General features: G+C 69.5%; 14 protein-coding genes. 9 read left to right on the forward strand and 5 right to left on the reverse strand.

Features of this window, described 5'->3' with window-relative positions; genetic code table 11:
• Window positions 1-37: 37 nt before the first annotated feature.
• Complete coding sequence (locus tag ABD289_RS02325) at window positions 38-1177, reverse strand: Mrp/NBP35 family ATP-binding protein (RefSeq protein ID WP_344125927.1); 1140 nt, start codon at window positions 1175-1177, stop codon at window positions 38-40.
• Between the two features lie 207 nt (window positions 1178-1384).
• Here ABD289_RS02325 and ABD289_RS02330 point away from each other — a divergent pair, with 207 nt between their 5' ends.
• Both ABD289_RS02330 and ABD289_RS02335 read left to right on the forward strand, forming a co-directional pair.
• Entirely contained in the window at window positions 1385-1864 is a 480-nt protein-coding gene (locus ABD289_RS02330; RefSeq protein ID WP_344126184.1) for a MarR family winged helix-turn-helix transcriptional regulator, read from the forward strand.
• A 4-nt stretch (window positions 1865-1868) separates the two neighbouring features.
• A complete protein-coding gene (locus tag ABD289_RS02335; protein ID WP_344125929.1) occupies window positions 1869-2327 on the forward strand; it encodes an NUDIX hydrolase in 459 nt (152 codons plus the stop codon).
• An 83-nt stretch (window positions 2328-2410) separates the two neighbouring features.
• Here ABD289_RS02335 and ABD289_RS02340 read toward each other — a convergent pair whose 3' ends face one another.
• Window positions 2411-2920 (reverse strand): DUF1003 domain-containing protein, encoded by a 510-nt coding sequence (locus ABD289_RS02340; RefSeq protein ID WP_344125931.1) that lies wholly within the window; start codon window positions 2918-2920, stop codon window positions 2411-2413.
• Window positions 2920-4203: a magnesium transporter MgtE N-terminal domain-containing protein gene (locus tag ABD289_RS02345; protein WP_344125933.1), complete on the reverse strand. Its 1284-nt coding sequence runs from the start codon at window positions 4201-4203 to the stop codon at window positions 2920-2922. Before ABD289_RS02345 ends, ABD289_RS02340 begins: the two co-directional genes overlap by 1 nt.
• A gap of 59 nt (window positions 4204-4262) precedes the next feature.
• On the opposite strand from ABD289_RS02345, the gene ABD289_RS02350 reads away from it, so the two are divergent.
• The 7 genes from ABD289_RS02350 to ABD289_RS02380 all read left to right on the forward strand — a co-directional run bounded on the left by ABD289_RS02350 (window position 4263) and on the right by ABD289_RS02380 (window position 14163).
• Window positions 4263-5222 carry an HpcH/HpaI aldolase/citrate lyase family protein gene (locus ABD289_RS02350; RefSeq protein ID WP_344125935.1) on the forward strand — a complete coding sequence of 320 codons (960 nt, stop codon included), beginning with the start codon at window positions 4263-4265 and terminating at the stop codon, window positions 5220-5222.
• Window positions 5223-5484: 262 nt separating this feature from the next.
• Window positions 5485-8712 carry a patatin-like protein gene (locus tag ABD289_RS02355; RefSeq protein WP_344125937.1) on the forward strand — a complete coding sequence of 1076 codons (3228 nt, stop codon included), beginning with the start codon at window positions 5485-5487 and terminating at the stop codon, window positions 8710-8712.
• A 439-nt stretch (window positions 8713-9151) separates the two neighbouring features.
• Entirely contained in the window at window positions 9152-9679 is a 528-nt protein-coding gene (locus ABD289_RS02360) for a general stress protein (protein ID WP_344125939.1), read from the forward strand.
• 345 nt (window positions 9680-10024) lie between these two features.
• Window positions 10025-11230: an ABC transporter substrate-binding protein gene (locus tag ABD289_RS02365; RefSeq protein ID WP_425564533.1), complete on the forward strand. Its 1206-nt coding sequence runs from the start codon at window positions 10025-10027 to the stop codon at window positions 11228-11230.
• The gene (locus tag ABD289_RS02370) at window positions 11230-12141 is read left to right on the forward strand and encodes a carbohydrate ABC transporter permease (RefSeq protein ID WP_344125943.1); all 912 of its coding nucleotides are present in this window, start codon (window positions 11230-11232) and stop codon (window positions 12139-12141) included. The genes ABD289_RS02365 and ABD289_RS02370 overlap by 1 nt, the downstream gene beginning before the upstream one ends.
• A complete protein-coding gene (locus ABD289_RS02375; RefSeq protein WP_344125945.1) occupies window positions 12141-12986 on the forward strand; it encodes a carbohydrate ABC transporter permease in 846 nt (281 codons plus the stop codon). Before ABD289_RS02370 ends, ABD289_RS02375 begins: the two co-directional genes overlap by 1 nt.
• Before the next feature lie 4 nt (window positions 12987-12990).
• Window positions 12991-14163 carry an ABC transporter ATP-binding protein gene (locus tag ABD289_RS02380; RefSeq protein WP_344125947.1) on the forward strand — a complete coding sequence of 391 codons (1173 nt, stop codon included), beginning with the start codon at window positions 12991-12993 and terminating at the stop codon, window positions 14161-14163.
• Between the two features lie 642 nt (window positions 14164-14805).
• Here the strand turns inward: ABD289_RS02380 and corA are convergent.
• Together corA and ABD289_RS02390 are read right to left on the reverse strand one after the other, a co-directional pair.
• Window positions 14806-15882 (reverse strand): magnesium/cobalt transporter CorA, encoded by a 1077-nt coding sequence (gene corA / locus ABD289_RS02385; RefSeq protein ID WP_344125949.1) that lies wholly within the window; start codon window positions 15880-15882, stop codon window positions 14806-14808.
• A gap of 488 nt (window positions 15883-16370) precedes the next feature.
• Window positions 16371-16802 (reverse strand): NUDIX hydrolase, encoded by a 432-nt coding sequence (locus ABD289_RS02390; protein ID WP_344125951.1) that lies wholly within the window; start codon window positions 16800-16802, stop codon window positions 16371-16373.
• Window positions 16803-16917 lie beyond the last annotated feature (115 nt).

Genomic DNA, 16917 nt, shown 5'->3' on the forward strand with positions numbered 1-16917 from the left:
GAGGTCCCGTTTCGCGTTCGGGCGCGCGGGGCGGCCGTCAGGCCGGGGAGACCGACAGGAGCTTGCCGCTGAGCCCGCGAGCGCGGGTGGACAGGCGCTTGGCGATGTCCTGCATGGTGGCGGCGGCCGGGGACTCCGGGTGCTCCAGCACCAGCGGTTTGCCCTCGTCGCCGGACTCGCGCAGCTGGGGGTCGAGCGGGATCTGGCCCAGCAGCGGGACCTCGGTGCCGACCGAGCGGCTCAGCGAGTCGGCCACGATCTGGCCGCCACCGGAGCCGAAGACGTCGATCTTCTGGCCGCCCGGCGTCTCCATCCAGGACATGTTCTCCACGACGCCGGCCAGCCGCTGACGCGTCTGCATCGCGATCGCGCCCGCGCGCTCGGCCACCTCGGCCGCCGCCTGCTGCGGGGTGGTGACCACCAAGATCTCGGCGTTGGGGATCAGCTGGGCGGTCGACAGGGCGACGTCGCCGGTGCCGGGCGGCAGGTCGAGCAGCAGCACGTCCAGGTCGCCCCAGAAGACGTCGGAGAGGAACTGCTGCAGCGCGCGGTGCAGCATCGGTCCGCGCCAGACCACCGGCGTGTTGCCGGGGGTGAACATGCCGATGGAGATGAGCTTCACGCCGTGCGCCTCGGGTGGCATGATCATCTTCTCCACCTGGGTGGGCTTGCCGTTCGCGCCCAGCATCCGCGGCACCGAGTGGCCGTAGATGTCGGCGTCGACGACACCCACCGACAGGCCGCGGGCCGCCATCGCGGCGGCCAGGTTGACCGTCACGCTGGACTTGCCGACGCCGCCCTTGCCGGAGGCCACGCAGTAGACGCGGGTCATCGAACCGGGCTCGGCGAACGGGATGCGGGGCTCCTCGGCATCGCCGCGCAGGGACTTGCGCAGCTCGGTGCGCTGCTCGTCGCTCATCACGTCGAGCTCGACCTGCACCGAGGCGACGCCCTCGACCTCGGACACGGCGTTCTCGACGCGCTGGGTGATCGTCTCGCGCATCGGGCAGCCGGACACCGTCAGGTAGACCTCGACCTGCACCGCGCCGTCATCACCGACGGACACGCTCTTGACCATGCCCAGGTCGGTGATCGGCTTGTGGATCTCCGGGTCCTCGACCTTGGTGAGGGCCTGCCGGACGGCATCCTCGGTCGGCGTGGACTGCGTACTGGTCACGGTTACCTCGACATGCATTGGGAAACGTGGTGGGAACGGAGCCTTGAGACCCCGCGAACTAGAAGACTCTCATACCCCGATCCGGTAATCCCATGTTACGGACCGGTAGTCGGGTGGTGATAGGGCTGCTGACCTGTGATGCTCGCAAGATCGGGGGCAGTGCGCAGTCGGGCGAACGCGTTCCGTAATATCTGGGCCGTGGCCGAGATGGCTCTCGATCGATTACCTACGCAAAGCGAACTGTCGGCGTACCGCAGTTTTCTCCGCGCGCACGCCCGCGTCACGCGCTGCCTGGAAAGCGACCTGATCGCCGAGCAGCGACTCACGCTGGCCGCCTACGACGTGCTCGAGGCGCTCGCCGAGACCTCGGAGCAGCGGCTCCGGATGACCGAGCTCGCCGATGTGGTGCTGCTCTCCCGATCCGGTGTCACCCGGCTGGTCGACCGGTTGGAGAAGCTCGGACTGGTGCGCCGGGTCCGGGTCGACTCCGACGGGCGAGGGGTGCAGGCCGTGATCACCGAGCGCGGCCAGGACCGGGTGCGGATGGCGGCCGCGACGCACCGCAACGGTGTCGCGCGCTACTTCCTGTCCGTCGCCGACAGCGAGCTCGACACGCTGGTGCGCACCTGCGAGCGCTTGGCGGACGGGGGCGTGCCGTCCCCGCCCGGACAACGTGCGCAAGCATGAACGGGTGACCGAACCAGTCAGCGATGGCCCGGCCGCGGGCCCCCGAGGCGATGCGGCGCGCCCGGAACCGCCCACGATCCGCGCGGTCGGCCTGGTGCTCTACGCCGCTGACCGGCTGCTGCTCGTCCGCGCCTCCGGTCAGCGGGCCTACTACCTGCCGGGCGGCAAGATCGACCCCGGTGAGACCGAGCTGGAGGCGCTGCACCGCGAAGCTCGCGAGGAGCTCGGCGTGGAACTGCGCGAGACCCGCTTCTACGCCCGATACGTCACCGACGCGGTGGGGCAGCGGCCGGGCACCCAGGTCGACCTCGCCTGCTACACGGCCACGATCGAAGGCACCCCGACCCCGGCGGCCGAGATCACCGACCTCCGCCACCTCACCCGAGCCGAGTACCTCGCGGACCCCGAGATCCAAGCCCCGGCGATCCGCACCCTCTACACCGACCTCACCTCGGGCCGGTGACAGTTTTGCCTAAAACTGTCCGGACAAAACGGACATGATCCCGCGACGGTTTTAGGCAAAACTGTCAAGTCCACCGGATCGGGTTACTCGCGGGTGCGGCCGCGGCGCTTCTCCTGCGGGCTCTCGATGCCCGGGAGCTCCTCGCGGAGGCGGTCGAGCTCGCCCCGGAGGTAGTCGCGGGTGGCGACCTCGCCCACGGCCAGGCGCAGGGCCGCGAGCTCGCGGGCCAGGTAGTCGGTGTCCGCCTTGGTCTGATCCGCGCGGGCGCGATCCTCCTCCAGCGAGACGCGGTCGCGGTCGTCCTGGCGGTTCTGCGCCAGCAGGATCAGCGGTGCGGCGTACGAGGCCTGGGTGGAGAAGCACAGGTTGAGCAGGATGAACGGGTACGGATCCCAGCGGAGCCCGTAGGCGAACAGGTTCAGCGAAATCCAGGTGATCACGAACAGCGTCATCCAGAACAGGAACTTGCCGGTGCCCAGGAACCGCGCGATGCGCTCGGACAACTGCCCGAACAGCTCCGGGTCGAAGGAAACCTTGATGCGGTGCGGCGCGCGGGGCTGGTCGAGTCGGCGGTGGGTGAGCAGCTCGGGCATCAGCGAGCCTCCCGGGTCGTCGGCTGATTCTGTTCCTGGTCGGGCAGGCCGCTGGTCCGCCAGCCGCCGGGCAGCAGGTGGTCGAGCAGGTCGTCGACCGTGACGGCCCCGATCAGGTGTTCCTGGTCGTCGAGCACCGGCCCGCACACCAGGTTGTAGGCGGCGAAGTAGCGGGTGAGCTCGGCCAGCGGCGCGTCCGGTGGCAGGGTCGCCAGGTCGGTGTCCAGCGCGCCGGCCACCAAAGTCGACGGTGGCTCGCGCAGCATGCGCTGCAGGTGCACGCACCCCAGGTACGGCCCGGTCGGGGTCGCGGTCGGCGGGCGGCAGACGAAGACCGCGCTGGCGACCGCGATCGGCAGGTCCGGGTTGCGCGCCATGGCCAGCGCTTCGGCGATGGTCGCGTCCGGTGTGACCACCACGGGTTCCGGTGTCATCAACCCGCCCGCAGTGTCGGAGGAGTAGGCGAGCAGCCGCTTGACCGGTGCGGACTCCTCCGGCTTCATCATCTCCAGCAGCCGGTTCTTGTCCACTTCGGAGAGCTCGGTGAGCAGGTCGGCCGCGTCGTCCGGGTTCATCGCCTCCAGCACGTCGGCTGCGCGCTGGTCGTCGAGGTAGCCCAGGAGGTCCTTCTGATCGTCCTCGGGCAGCTCCTCGACGACATCGGCAAGCCGATCGTCGTCGAGGGCTTCAGCGACCTCGTAGCGCCGCTTGTTCGGCAGCTCGTGCAGGGTGCTGGCGACATCGACGGCGCGCATCGTGTCGAACATGGCCAGCAGTTGCTGCACGCCCTGCGGTTTGCTGGTTACCTGGGCGAAGTCCAGCCCGGTGACCTGGTCCCAGTCCAGCACCTTGGTCGGCCCGCGACGGCCGAGCCTGCCGGTGCGTTCCCGGACGGCGAGCTTGGCCAGCCGCCAGTCCCGGGTGCGCGTCTGCTCCAGCGCGGCGTCGATGAGCACCGCCGAGGCATCCTCGGCGACGACCCGGGCGTCCAGCAGCTGACCGAGCACCAGCAGCTCGTTGGGGCGCTTGTGGAAGTGCCGCAGATTCACCGAACCGGTCGTGAGGGTGACCGCGCCCGCCTCGATGCGGGTCACGCGCAGCATCGGCACGAAGATCCGCCGCCGGGTGGGCAGTTCCACCACCAGGCCCAGGACGCGCGGCGGCTGTCGCCGGGCGCTGAGCCCGGCGACGACGTCGCGCACTCGCCCGATGGACTCGCCGTCCGGGCCGAACACGGACAGCCCGGCCATCCGGGCGACGAATACCCTGGTTACGGCCGCCACGTCGATCATGCTAGGCACAACTGGCCGCATCCGCCGGACGGCGTGGTAGACACCTGGGCATGAGCATGGTGGATGGTTCTCGACGCAGCTGCCTGGCGGTTCCCGGATCGAGCGCGAAGATGATCGACAAGGCCCGCGGCCTGGAGGTCGACCAGTTCTTCCTGGACCTCGAGGACGCGGTCGCGCCGCTGGCCAAGGCCGAGGCGCGGGAGCGGATCGTGGGTGCGCTCAACGAGGGCGGCTGGGACGGCAAGATCCGGTCGGTGCGGGTCAACGCGCTGGACACCGAGTGGACCTACCGCGATGTGGTGACCGTGGTCGAGGGCGCCGGCGCCGAGCTGGACTCGATCATCCTACCCAAGGTCTCGGCGGCCGATCACGTGCGCTGGCTGGACCTGACGCTGACCCAGATCGAGCGCGCGATGGGCCTGCGGCTCGGCGGAATCGGCATCGAGCCGCAGATCGAGGACGCCCGCGGGCTGGTCGACATCGACGCCATCGCCACCGCCTCGCCGCGGGTGCGGTCGCTGATCTACGGCCCCGCGGACTTCATGGCCTCGATCAACATGCGCTCGCTAGTGGTCGGCCACCAGCCTCCGGGGTACGACGTGGGCGATGCGTACCACTACACGCTGATGCGCATCCTCACCGCGGCTCGCGCGGCCGGGGTGCAGGCCATCGACGGTCCGTACCTGCAGATCAAGGACGTCGACGGCCTCCGCGCGGTCGGCGGCCGCTCGGCCGCGTTGGGCTTCGACGGCAAGTGGGTGCTGCACCCGGCCCAGGTCGAGGCGGTCAACGAGCTGTTCTCGCCGCGCCAGGAGGACTACGACCACGCCGAGAACATCCTCGACGCCTACGAGTGGCACACCTCCGCGGCCGGCGGCGCCCGCGGCGCGGCGATGCTCGGCGACGAGATGATCGACGAGGCCTCCCGCAAGATGGCCCTGGTCATCGCGGGCAAGGGCCGCGCAGCAGGCATGACCCGAAACAACCCCTGGCAACCCCCCGAGTCCTGACAGCTGTGCCAGCGGAGCTCCGGTGCGCGGTTTGCGCGGCGGCGCGGGTAGCGGAACTTTCGACGCCGCCGCGCTCCGGGAGCCGCGACTGAGTAGCCACCTGCGCGGCGCTGCGGCTGCCCTCGCGGGGTGGTGACAGTTTTGCCTAAAACTGTGGGGCTTTGGCGCCCGAAATGTCCGGACAGTTTTAGGCAAAACTGTGGTTGGCAACGCGCCTTCTCGCTGGCAGGTTCGATCTCGGTGTCTAGGGAGAGGTGGGGGCGTGGGTACTGCGGAGAATCCACGGGAGTTGCGGCTGGCGTTGGCCATGCGCGGCGGCGCGAGCATGGCGGTGTGGATCGGCGGCGCCGTCGCCGAGATCAACCGGCTGCGCGAGTCGCTCTGCGACGAAGGTGATTCCGAGCACCCCTGGGCGAAGCTGGCGAAGCTCGGCGGCTACGACACCGTTTCGATCGACGTGCTCGCCGGCGCCTCGGCGGGCGGGCTGAACGCGGCGCTGCTGTCGGCGAACCTGGTCTACGGCATGCCGTTCGACCGGATGCGGCGGACCTGGGTGCGTCTGGCGGACGTGGAGGCGATGGCCAGGCCGGTGCCGAAGTTCTGGCAACGCGGCCCGGAATCGCTGCTCGACGGCGATGGCTACTTCCGATCCGCGTTGCGGCGCACCATCACCGACAACGCGCGTTCCGCCGATCAGCGCCCGGGCGCGCGCACCGATCTGCTGCTGACCGCGACCCTGCTGGACCCGATCGTCGAGCGACGTCCGGACGCGCGCCTGCGTCAGCTGCACGAGCAGCGGCGCGCAGCGATGTTCCGGTTCCACCACGAGGGCCTGGCCGGAGATCCGTTGTCGGACTTCGGATCCGACCCCGGACCGACGGCGTTGCGACTGGCTCAGGCGGCCCGATCCAGCTCGTCGTTCCCGTTCGCCTTCGAACCGGCGAAGGTCGTGTCCTCCTCGGCCGAACCACCGCCGGGCGAGCCGAACATGCTCGGGCACTTCTCCGAATCCACCGAGCACGCCGAACCTTTCCGCGTCATCGACGGCGGGGTGCTGGACAACATCCCGGTGGCCGCCGCCATCGACGCCATCGCGCGGGCACCGGCCGACCGGCCCACCCGGCGCTTCCTGCTGTACCTCAACCCGGAACCGGAGATCGCCACCGGCGAGCGCGAGCCGACGCTGCCGCTGCCGGTCGCGATCTCGGCGCTGCGCGGCCGCTTCGGCCAGGAGACGCTGCTGTCCGACCTGGCCGCGCTCGACGAGCACAACCGCGCGGTGCGGCGAAACGACCTGCACCGCAGGGCGTTGTTCGCCGCGCTGCACTCCGCGCCGGAATCCGAGCGAGCCGACGTGCTGGCGCGGCACAGCGCCGCGGTGGAATCCGAGCACGCCGCGGTGCGCGCCGAGCTGGACGCCGGGGCCGTGCACGAGCTGCTGACCGAACCGGACGGCTGCGAGGACGGCGCGTTGCTGTCCCCCGTGGTCGGTGATCCGCTGGCGGACTGGTCGACGCAGGCACGCGCGGCGCTGCGGCAGCGGTTGTCGGAAGCCCTCCCGGAGCTGGTGACCACAGCCGTCTTCGACGACGTGCAGGGCCTGAAGGTGGCGATCCGCGAGTGCCTGGGCTGGGCGCGCGACATCGAGCGCTTCGCCGACGATCGCGCCGAGGTCGGCCGCTGCAAGGCGCGGCTGTACCGGCTGTCGGCCTTCGCCTCGGTGCTGGAGGGCCACGTCGACCGGTATTGGACGGCCGGGGCCCGGCTGGAACCGATCGTGGACGCCGCCGAGCTCGACGACTGGGCGCGGCGGGTGATGGGTCGCCGCGATCGGCTGCAGCACCGGCTTCCCTCTCCGGTCGAACCGCTGCTCGGCGCGGTGCTGGCGGCCGCCGACGACGGCGCGGGCTTCCAGCGGGCACTGGCCGACCTCGCCGCCGAACTCGCCTCCATCGTGGAGTCCTCGGGCGCTGACGCCGCGCCCGAGGACTCCGATGTGGACGCGGTCGCCCGGGCTCGCGGGGTGCTGCACGACATCGCCGACCGGCTGGCCGCGGCCGCGCCGCCGCGCGCCGAGATTTGGTCCGAGCAGATCGGCTACGCCCTGCTGGAGGCCACCGACCGGCGCCCCGAGGTGCTGCGTCAGCTGGTCGTGCTCACCGCGCCGCTTGACGTGGACCGGACACCGGGTTCGCGCATCGAGCTGCTGCGGGTGGTCAGCGACGAGCAGAGCCCGCTGCCGTTCACCGCGCTGCGCCAGGACGGCCGGCTGCGCGTCGAGGACAAGATCCGTGGCCTGGACCTGGGTACCTTCGGTGCTTTCCTGTCCGCGAAGTGGCGGGCCAACGACTGGATGTGGGGCCGGATGGACGCCGCGGCCGCGCTGGTCGGCCTGCTCACCGACCCGGCCCGGTTGCTGTCCGCGCGCGCGAGCACCGAGGAGTTGGCCGACGCGCTGGCAGCGATCGTCTGCCGCCCCACCGAAGCCGAGCTGGGGACGCTCGCGGAAGCGCAGGCCAAGCAGTGGCGCGGTTTCCTCGCCGAGGTCTGGGCCCGGCACGCGGGCGAGGTGCACGCCGAACTCGATGCCCTCGGCGCCGGACCGGCGGAGACCGACCCGCTGCCGCACACCCGAGAGCTGCTCACCGAACGTCTGCAGTGGACGATCGCGGCTTCCGAAGTGCCGTACGTGGAGTCGGTTTCGCTCGGCTCCGACGAGCAGGGCGGTGCCGAGCCCGCGGTGCCGGACCCCGCGCAGCTGACCCGCTCGGTGGAGAGCTTCGACGTGGGCAGGCAACGCGTGCCCGATCTCGGCGAACCTCGGCTGCTGTCCATCACCACCCGCCTGGGCCTGCTGGCATACCGCGCCGCGCGCCCGCGCGATCGCGGCATCGCCCCGTGGTTCGCACGCAGGCTGATGACGCTGCTCAAGCCGCTCTACCTGCTGGTCGCGTTCGCTGCGGCGGCCCCGGCGCGCGCCGCGTTGCTGGGCTTCACCGCGGCCACCGCGGCCGCCGTGGCCGGGCCGCCGGTCACCGCACCGGACCCGGTTCGGCTGCTGGGCGCGCTCGCGCCTCCGGACAGCGGACAGCTGCCCGGGCTGGCCTGCGCGGTGCTGCTCGCGTTCTGGTTCGGCCACCGGGTGACCCACCGGTTGGGTGACGGCATCCGGCGCTGGCTGCCCGCCGCGCTCGTGGGATCGCTGCTGACCGCAGCGGCCGCCGGGCTCTGCGCGCTCGGTCTGCGCTTGGGCCCGCTGGCGATCGTCGCGCTGGCCGCGCTGATCACGTGCGCGGCCACGCCCGCCTATCGAACGGCCGCCAGGGTCGCGACGACCGCGGCGACGCTCGCCGTCTTCGCCGCCGGTTACGCCTTCCTGCCCGGCGCACCCGTGCTCCTGCTGGCCACGCTCGCCACGGCCTACCTGCAAACGCTGGTCACCACGACCTTCGACGTCCTCCACCGGCGCCCCAGGCCGACCGACGGGTAGCGGTCGTCCCGGGGCGGGCGTGCGTGCGGCGGCCGGTGGGCACCATCACGTCCTTCGGCCCGGACGCGGGGACCGGCGCGACGCTCGCCCCGCCGCCAGGCCAGCGCTCGCTCGATGAGACGGGCGCGGTCGGCCGGACGTCCTCGTCTCCGCCCCTGGTCATGGAGGCTGTTCACGAGGTCTCGGGCCAGCGCCTCGGGGCTCGGCCCGGCAGCGCCGCCGGTGGTTCGCCTCGGGTGACGGGCGCGCGATCGGCGGTCTCCCGAACCCGCACCGGACGGATTCGGCTGGTCGAGGGACATCGTTGGCGCGATGTTCTCGATCTCGCGGTGCAGCTGCGGGGTAACCTTGGGGCAGCGGACATTGCACCCGGAACCGGGCTGCCGCACCCGTCCACCCAGGGCGGCCCCAAGCAAGTAGTTCAACGGAGGTGTCAGCGGTGTCCAACCCCTTCGCCGGAGGAGCCGGGCGGCAGACGCCGGGCACGCCGAACCTGCCCACGCCACCGACCGGTTGGCCGATCGGCTCCTACGGCACGTACGAGGAGGCGCAGCGCGCTGTCGACCACCTGGCAGACAGCGAGTTCCCGGTGCAGGAGGTCACCATCGTCGGCGTCGACCTGATGCTGGTCGAGCGGGTGACGGGCCGCCTCACCTGGGGACGGGTGCTCGGCGGGGGAGCCGCGTCCGGCGCGTGGTTCGGTCTGTTCGTCGGGCTGATCATGGGCATGTTCACCCAGCAGGCCAGCTGGTTCGGCCCGGTGCTGGCAGGTCTCGGCGCCGGCATCATCTTCGGCCTGGTCTTCGCCGCGGTGGGTTACGCCTCCACGCGCGGTCGTCGCGACTTCTCCTCGGCCAGCCAGCTGGTCGCCGGGCGCTACGACGTCCTGGCCCAGCCCAAGCACGCCGAGCAGGGCCGCGATCTGCTCGCCCGGCTGGCGATGCGCCCGCCGACGCAACAGCAGTGATCACGCGGTTCCGGTCGACGAGCTGACCTCGCCGCCCGGGCAACCGCTGCCGATTCAAACGGAACCGACGCGTCCTCTTTCGCCGGTGGTGGCGCCCGCAGTGGTCGAGACGTCCGTTCGGTGGATTGCGGTGGCGCAAAATCGCCGCGATCTCCACACATCGGCGACAAACCTTGCCGAAGCTGATCTTCCGGCCTAGTTTCCTCCGCACCGGCCTGCCGCCGGTGTTCACGGCGCGACGCAGCGTGCAGTCCGGGGCTCGTTCGCGCCGTCGATCGGAGACCGGAAGGACGCGATGTGACAGCTCGCCGCGCTCGATCGGTGGCACTGCTGGGGGCCGCGCTGATGTGCGCATCGGCGCTGACCGCCTGCGGCCAGTCCAGCAGTCCCCGCACCATCAACCTCTACAGCGCTCCCGAGGAGAACCTGCAGCACAACGTCGACCGCTGCAACGAGCGGGCGGCCGGGCGCTACGAGATCGTCTACCACAAGCTGCCGCGCGACGCCGACGGTCAGCGCGAGCAGCTGGTGCGCAGGCTCGCCGCGGGCGACCACGGCATGGACCTGCTCTACCTGGACGTCACCTGGACCGCCGAGTTCGCCGAGGCGGGCTGGATCCGGGAGTGGACCGGGCGCAACAAGGCCGAGGTCACCCGCGACACCCTGCCCGGTCCGCTGTCGACGGCCAGCTGGCAGGGCGAGCTGTACGCCGCGCCGAAGAACACCAACGTCCAATTGCTCTGGTATCGCAAGGATCTCGTGCCGGAGCCGCCGAAGTCGTGGTCGGAGATGATCGACACGGCCGAGCGGTTGAAGCGGGAGGGCGAACCGCACTGGATCTCGTTCACCGGCGCGCAGTACGAGGGCCTGTACGTGCACTACAACACCCTGCTGCAGACCGTCGGCGGGCACGTCGTCTCCGACGACGGCGAGCGCGCGGTGGTCGACGAGGGCGCGATCCGCGGGCTGCGGGCGCTCAAGCAGCTGGGCACCGCCGGGGTCACCGGGCCCGCGATGGACAACGCGCAGGAGGACGACGCCCGGCGGGAGTTCGAGAGCGGGCAGGCGGCCTTCCAGATCAACTGGCCCTTCGTCTACCCGTCCATGCAGGAGAACGCGCCTGAGCTGGCCGAGAAGGTCGGCTGGGCGCCGATTCCCGGGCTGGACGGCAAGCCCAGCAAGTCCACCATCGGCGGTGCGAACTACGCGGTAAGCCGGTTCTCCACCAAGCCGGACAAGGCCTTCGACGCGGCCAAGTGCCTGCGCAGCCCGGAGAGCCAGCGGTTCTCCGCGATCAACGACGGCGTGCCGCCGACGCTCGAGTCGTTGTACTCCGACCCGGAGCTGCAGGCCGAGTACCCGATGCACCGGACCATCCTCGAAGCCCTGCGGAACCCCGGCGTGCGACCGGGAACGCCTGCCGCGCAGAACGTCTCGAGCGTGCTGTCGAACGTGCTCAACCCGATCGCGGAGATCCAGCCGGAAGCCGATGCCGCGGAGATGCGCTCCGAGGTGCAGAACGCCCTGGAATCCAAGGGAGTGATGCCCTGATGGCCGAAACCGCCGCCGCGGCGGCCGAAAGCGAGGGCCGCAGGGCCGAGCGCCGGCTGGGCTGGTTGTTGTGCGCCCCGGCCGCGCTGGTGATGGTCGCGGTCACGGGCTGGCCGATCCTCTACGCGTTCTGGCTGTCCTTCCAGCGCTACGACCTCAAATACCCCGACGAGCGCGAGTTCGTCGGACTGGACAACTACGTCACCGTGCTGTCCAACGGTTACTGGTGGCAGGCGTTCTGGGTGACCGTGCTGGTCACGGCCGTGTCAGTGGTCATCGAATTCGCGCTGGGCATGGCCCTCGCGCTGATCATGCACCGGGCGCTGGTCGGCCGCGGGCTGGTCCGGACGGTCACCCTCATCCCGTACGGCATCGTCACCGTGGTCGCCGCGTTCTCCTGGCGCTATGCCTGGACGCCGGACACCGGCTACCTGGCCAACGCGATCACGCCGAACGGCGCACCGCTGACCGAGTACGGCAGCGCGCTGGCCATCGTGATCGTGGCCGAGATCTGGAAGACCACGCCGTTCATGGCGCTGCTGCTGATGGCCGGGCTCGCCCTGGTGCCCGACGACCTGCTCAAGGCGGCGGCGATGGACGGCGCGGGGCCGTGGCAGCGGTTCGTCAAGGTCATGTTGCCCGTGATGAAGCCCGCGATCCTGGTGGCGCTGCTGTTCCGCACCCTCGACGCCTTTCGCGTCTTCGACAACATCGTGGTGCTCACCTCCGGCTCGCAGGGCACTTCCTCGGTGTCGGTGCTTGCCTACAACAACCTGATCAAAGGACTCAACCTGGGAATCGGCTCGACGATGTCGGTGCTGATCTTCCTCGCGGTCGCGCTGATCGCCTGGATCTTCGTGAAGCTCTTCGGCGCGGCCGCTCCGGGCAGCGATGACGAGGGAGGGCGCTGATGGCCGGCCTGGGCGGGGCGGAAACCCCTGCGCGCAAGGCGAAGTGGACGGTGCTCAACGCCGTCGTGGTGGTCTACGCGCTGCTGCCGGTGCTGTGGATCCTGTCGCTGTCGCTGAAGACCCCGGACACGCTCTCCGACGGGAACCTGATCCCGCGGGAGTGGACGCTGCAGAACTACGCGGCGATCTTCACCACCACCGAGTTCACCCGCGCGCTGGTGAACTCCATCGGCATCGCGCTGATCGCCACCGCGATCGCCGTCGTGCTGGGCACCATGGCCGCCTACGCGATCGCCCGGCTCGAGTTCCCGGGCAAGCGGCTGCTGGTCGGGGTTTCGCTGCTGATCGCGATGTTCCCGCAGGTGTCGCTGGTCTCGCCGCTGTTCGAGATCGAGCGCACCCTCGGGCTCTTCGACACCTGGCCCGGGCTGATCCTGCCCTACATCACCTTCTCGCTGCCGCTGGCGATCTACACGCTGTCGGCGTTCTTCCGGGAGATCCCGTGGGAACTGGAGAAGGCGGCCAAGATGGACGGCGCCACACCGGGGCAGGCCTTCGTCAAGGTGATCGCTCCGCTGGCCGCGCCGGGGGTGTTCACCACCGCGATCCTGGTGTTCATCTTCTGCTGGAACGACTTCCTGTTCGCGATCTCGCTGACCTCGACGTCGAGCTCGCGGACCGCTCCGGTGGCGTTGCAGTTCTTCACCGGTGACTCGCAGTTCGAGGACCCGACCGGGACCATCTCGGCGGCGGCCGTGGTGATCACCATCCCGATCGTCCTGTTCGTGCTGCTCTTCCAGCGACGCATCGTTTCCGGACTGACCTCCGGTGCAGTGAAGGGGTAAGCAAGTGGCCGACATCGTGCTGGACAACGTGACCAAGCGCTACCCGGACGGGTCGCTGGCGGTCAGCGAGCTTGATCTGGACATCGCCGACGGCGAGTTCGTCATCCTGGTCGGCCCCTCCGGGTGCGGGAAGTCGACGACGTTGAACATGATCGCCGGGCTGGAGGACATCAGCGGCGGCGAGCTCCGCATCGACGGCGAGCGGGTGAACGAGCGAGCGCCCAAGGATCGCGACATCGCGATGGTGTTCCAGTCCTACGCGCTGTACCCGCACATGACCGTCCGCGAGAACATGGCCTTCCCGCTGCGCCTGGCCAAGATGGACAACGCCGAGGTCCAGCGGCGCGTGGCCGATGCCGCCGAGATCCTGGATCTGACCGGCCATCTCGATCGCAGACCGGCCAATCTCTCCGGTGGTCAGCGGCAGCGGGTGGCGATGGGACGCGCGATCGTCCGCAGCCCCAAGGCGTTCCTGATGGACGAGCCGCTGTCCAACCTGGACGCCAAGCTGCGGGTGCAGATGCGCACCTCGGTCTCGAAGCTGCAGAAGCGGCTGGGAACCACCACCGTCTACGTCACCCACGATCAGACCGAGGCGATGACCCTCGGGGACAAGGTCGTGGTGCTGCGCGGCGGTCTGGTGCAGCAAGTGGGGGAGCCGCAGGAGCTCTACACCCGCCCGGCGAACCTGTTCGTGGCCGGGTTCATCGGATCCCCGGCGATGAACTTCGTGCCGGTCGAGGTCACCGACGGGCGTCTCAGCAGCGCGCTGGGCGAGATCCCGCTGCCGGATCGGCTGCGCGGGCTCGTCGCCGAGGCCGGGGTGCCGCGTGAGCTGATCATGGGCGTGCGGCCGGAGCACTTCGAGGACGCGGCGTTGGTCGACGAGGCCCACCGGGCCGGGGGCGCGACCTACGGGGGCGAGGTGGACGTGGTCGAGGAGATGGGCTCGGACAAGTACGTCTACTTCACCGTCCCCAACGCGCGGGTCGACCACGCGGAGCTGCGGGAGGTCGCTGCCGACAGCGGCCAAGCCGAGATCCCCACCGACGACGGGCAGCTGGTCACCCGCCTCTCGGCGGACTCATCCGCGCGCGAAGGCGAGCACCTAGAGATCTGGTTCGACCCGGAGAAACTGCACCTCTTCAGCCCCGATACGGGCACCCGGGTCGCGTGAGGTTGACAGTTTTGCCTAAAACTGCGCCATGTGCGCATCCGCTTCATCCGTGCAGTTCTAGGCAAAACTGTCACCCCGGACGCAAGAGCGCCCCGGGACCTTCACCACTTCAGTGGGTCCCGGGGCGCTTCTCGCGAGAGGTGTTGGCGCTACATCTGGTTCGCGATGATGACGAACTCCGCGACGATCCAGGTGGACAGCAGCGCGACGAGAACGGTGAGCTTGCTTACGAGCAGGCGAGCCATGGCGGTGCCTCCCAACGTGCAAAACGAACTGGTCAGATCCGTCTTCACGATGTGGCCCGCGGTCTACCCTGGCGGGGCCGTCAGCGCGCGGTGGCGCGAGGCGCGACGGGGACCGCGTCCCACATCGCGCCGGGTTTTCGCTGCACCCAAGAGGTGTGCTGGAACAGCCGCTCCGCGATTTCCCGGCGCGCCACGGGACTTCGCGGATGGCTGCGGCGGGGGAGGAGCCAGTCGCGAGTGATGAGCATGACAACCTCCTCGGGCGTATCCGGCCCGGCCCAACCGCGGATCACGCGGGGGCGGGCGAGTGGGGGCGCGGACGATGCCCCGTGCGGAACCGGGTGCCGAGCACCCTCACGTACAACATCGTCTTCCAGGCGGAAAGCGTTACAGGCCATCACAACCACTTGTTCCGCCGGAAGATCTTGAACAGCGTGATGCAGCAGATCAGCATCACGCACATGGTCAGCGGGTAGCCGTAGGTCCAGTTCGTCTCCGGCATGTAGTCGAAGTTCATGCCGTAGATGCCCGCGATCATCGTCGGCGTCGAGATGATCGCGACCCACGCCGAGATCTTGCGCATGTCGGTGTTCTGCTGCAGCGTGATCTTGGCCAGCGTGGCGTCGACCAGCGTGGTCAGCAGCTCGTCGAAGCCGCTGACGGTTTCCGAGACCCGCGCCAGGTGGTCCTCGACGTTGCGGAAGTAGGAGCGCACCTGCTCGGCGACCATCGGGGTGTAGCCCTCGGCCAGTCGCTGCATCGGCTTGGTCAGCGGCTGCACCGCTCGCCGAAGCTCCATGACCTCGCGCTTCATCAGGTAGATCTGCTCGGCGTCGATCTTGGTGCGGGGTTCGAAGACCTCCGCTTCCATCTCGTCGATGTCGTCCTGGATCGCCTCGGTGACGTCCAGGTACTTGTCCACGACGTTGTCGGCCACCCCGTGCAGCACCGAGGACGGTCCGAGCGCGAGCTGCTCGGGGTCTGCCTCCAGCCTGCTGCGCAGCTCGCCGAGCTGGGCGTGGCTGCCGTGCCGGACGGTGATGACGAAGTCGCGGCCGAGGAAGACCATCAGCTCACCGGTGTCGACGATCTCGCTGGTCGCGGTACGCGGCTCGGTGGCCACGTAGCGGACCGTCTTGAGCACCATGAACAGCGTGTTGTCGTAGCGCTCCAGCTTGGGTCGCTGGTGGGCGTGCACCGCGTCCTCGACGGCGAGCTCGTGCAGTCCGAAGGTCTCGGCGATGCCGTTGATCTGCTCCTCGGTCGGTTCGTGCAACCCGATCCAGACGAACCCGGTGCCGCGCTCGCGCACCTCGGCGATGGCTTCGTCGTGCGTCCAGGTGCCCTCGAGCCGATGACCGTCGATGTAGACGGCGCAGTCGACGACGTAGGCCTTCGTCGGGACCGGCTTGCGGTTGACCGGCTGGGCGGAGCGCCCGTTTCGGCGCAGGTTCAGCGAAGGCAGGCTGGGCACGGCGACCTCCAGGGGTCAGCAAGCACGCGGGCGCGGCCGGGTTGATCGATCCGGATGGCGGGGTCCGGAAATCAACTCCGTCGGCGGCGGCAGCGCGGTAGGGCGCTTGAGCGGATCTCTCTCGCTGGTGCGCATCCCGGCCGGACCCCGGAGGGAACGCCGATTTCGCCTTAGCGGCGGGCCCTTCCGGCGGGGATGCGGTTGGTACTACACGGAAGCGCACTGTCAGTACTACTGCCCACGATCCCTCACCTCCCGAAGGTCGACCACCAAGCAGGTGGTTCGGTCACAGCCGACCTGCCACGATACTCCGTCCGGGTGGGAAGCCCGCAACGGCGGTGGGGTGACGTCACAGTTCGGGGTGCGGCTTTGCCGCAAAAGCGGACTCAACGTCTTATTCGGGCAAGGCTGACACCCGTGTATTTGGGGGTTTCCCTACCGATGGTCACCACCATAGGCATGAGTGGGTAACCCGGTCGAATTCACGATCACTCGTTGCGGGGTAAACAATCCCAAGATGTGAGCGCTTCGGCGAGACCTTCGACGAGTGCGCCATTCCGAGCGAGTGTGGTGAATGTCGCACCGTCCGCCCACATCGCATCCGCGGCGTCGTCACCAGGGGAAATTTCCCATTCGGTAGCTCGGCAGGAGTAGTCGAGAATCTCGTAGGTGCCGTGCGGCGCCGGGCGCTCCACTCGACCCACAAGATCACCGACGGTGACCTGCAGTCCGGTCTCCTCGAGAACCTCTCGCCGTACCGCCGAATGGTCGTTCTCGCCGTCCTCCACTCGGCCGCCGGGCACTGACCACCGGCCCTTTCCGGGTGGATTCGCGCGTTTGACCAGCAGCAAACGGCCCCGCGGGTCAAAAATCAGGGCACCGGTGCAGCGGATCACCGGGTTTTTCGATACGATCATCATACACGGAGGGTAGTTGGTCCGGGCCTGCCCGGAAACGACTGACCCAAGTGCGGTACAAAGCTGCCGTTAAGGGGCGAAGTGCGGTACAACGGATCAGCAGGCGCCTGTGCTACTC

Source organism: Saccharopolyspora halophila (assembly GCF_039531955.1).
Taxonomy (GTDB): Bacteria; Actinomycetota; Actinomycetes; order Mycobacteriales; family Pseudonocardiaceae; genus Saccharopolyspora; species Saccharopolyspora halophila.

Excerpts from the sequence above, each read along its gene's own strand:
- ABD289_RS02365 (WP_425564533.1), top strand. The coding sequence starts at position 10,025 with ATGTGCGCATCGGCGCTGACCGCCTGCGGCCAGTCCAGCAGTCCCCGC.
- ABD289_RS02340 (WP_344125931.1), bottom strand. The coding sequence starts at position 2,920 with ATGCCCGAGCTGCTCACCCACCGCCGACTCGACCAGCCCCGCGCGCCG.
- ABD289_RS02330 (WP_344126184.1), top strand. The coding sequence starts at position 1,385 with ATGGCTCTCGATCGATTACCTACGCAAAGCGAACTGTCGGCGTACCGC.
- ABD289_RS02375 (WP_344125945.1), top strand. The coding sequence starts at position 12,141 with ATGGCCGGCCTGGGCGGGGCGGAAACCCCTGCGCGCAAGGCGAAGTGG.
- ABD289_RS02350 (WP_344125935.1), top strand. The coding sequence starts at position 4,263 with ATGAGCATGGTGGATGGTTCTCGACGCAGCTGCCTGGCGGTTCCCGGA.
- ABD289_RS02370 (WP_344125943.1), top strand. The coding sequence starts at position 11,230 with ATGGCCGAAACCGCCGCCGCGGCGGCCGAAAGCGAGGGCCGCAGGGCC.
- ABD289_RS02390 (WP_344125951.1), bottom strand. The coding sequence starts at position 16,802 with ATGATGATCGTATCGAAAAACCCGGTGATCCGCTGCACCGGTGCCCTG.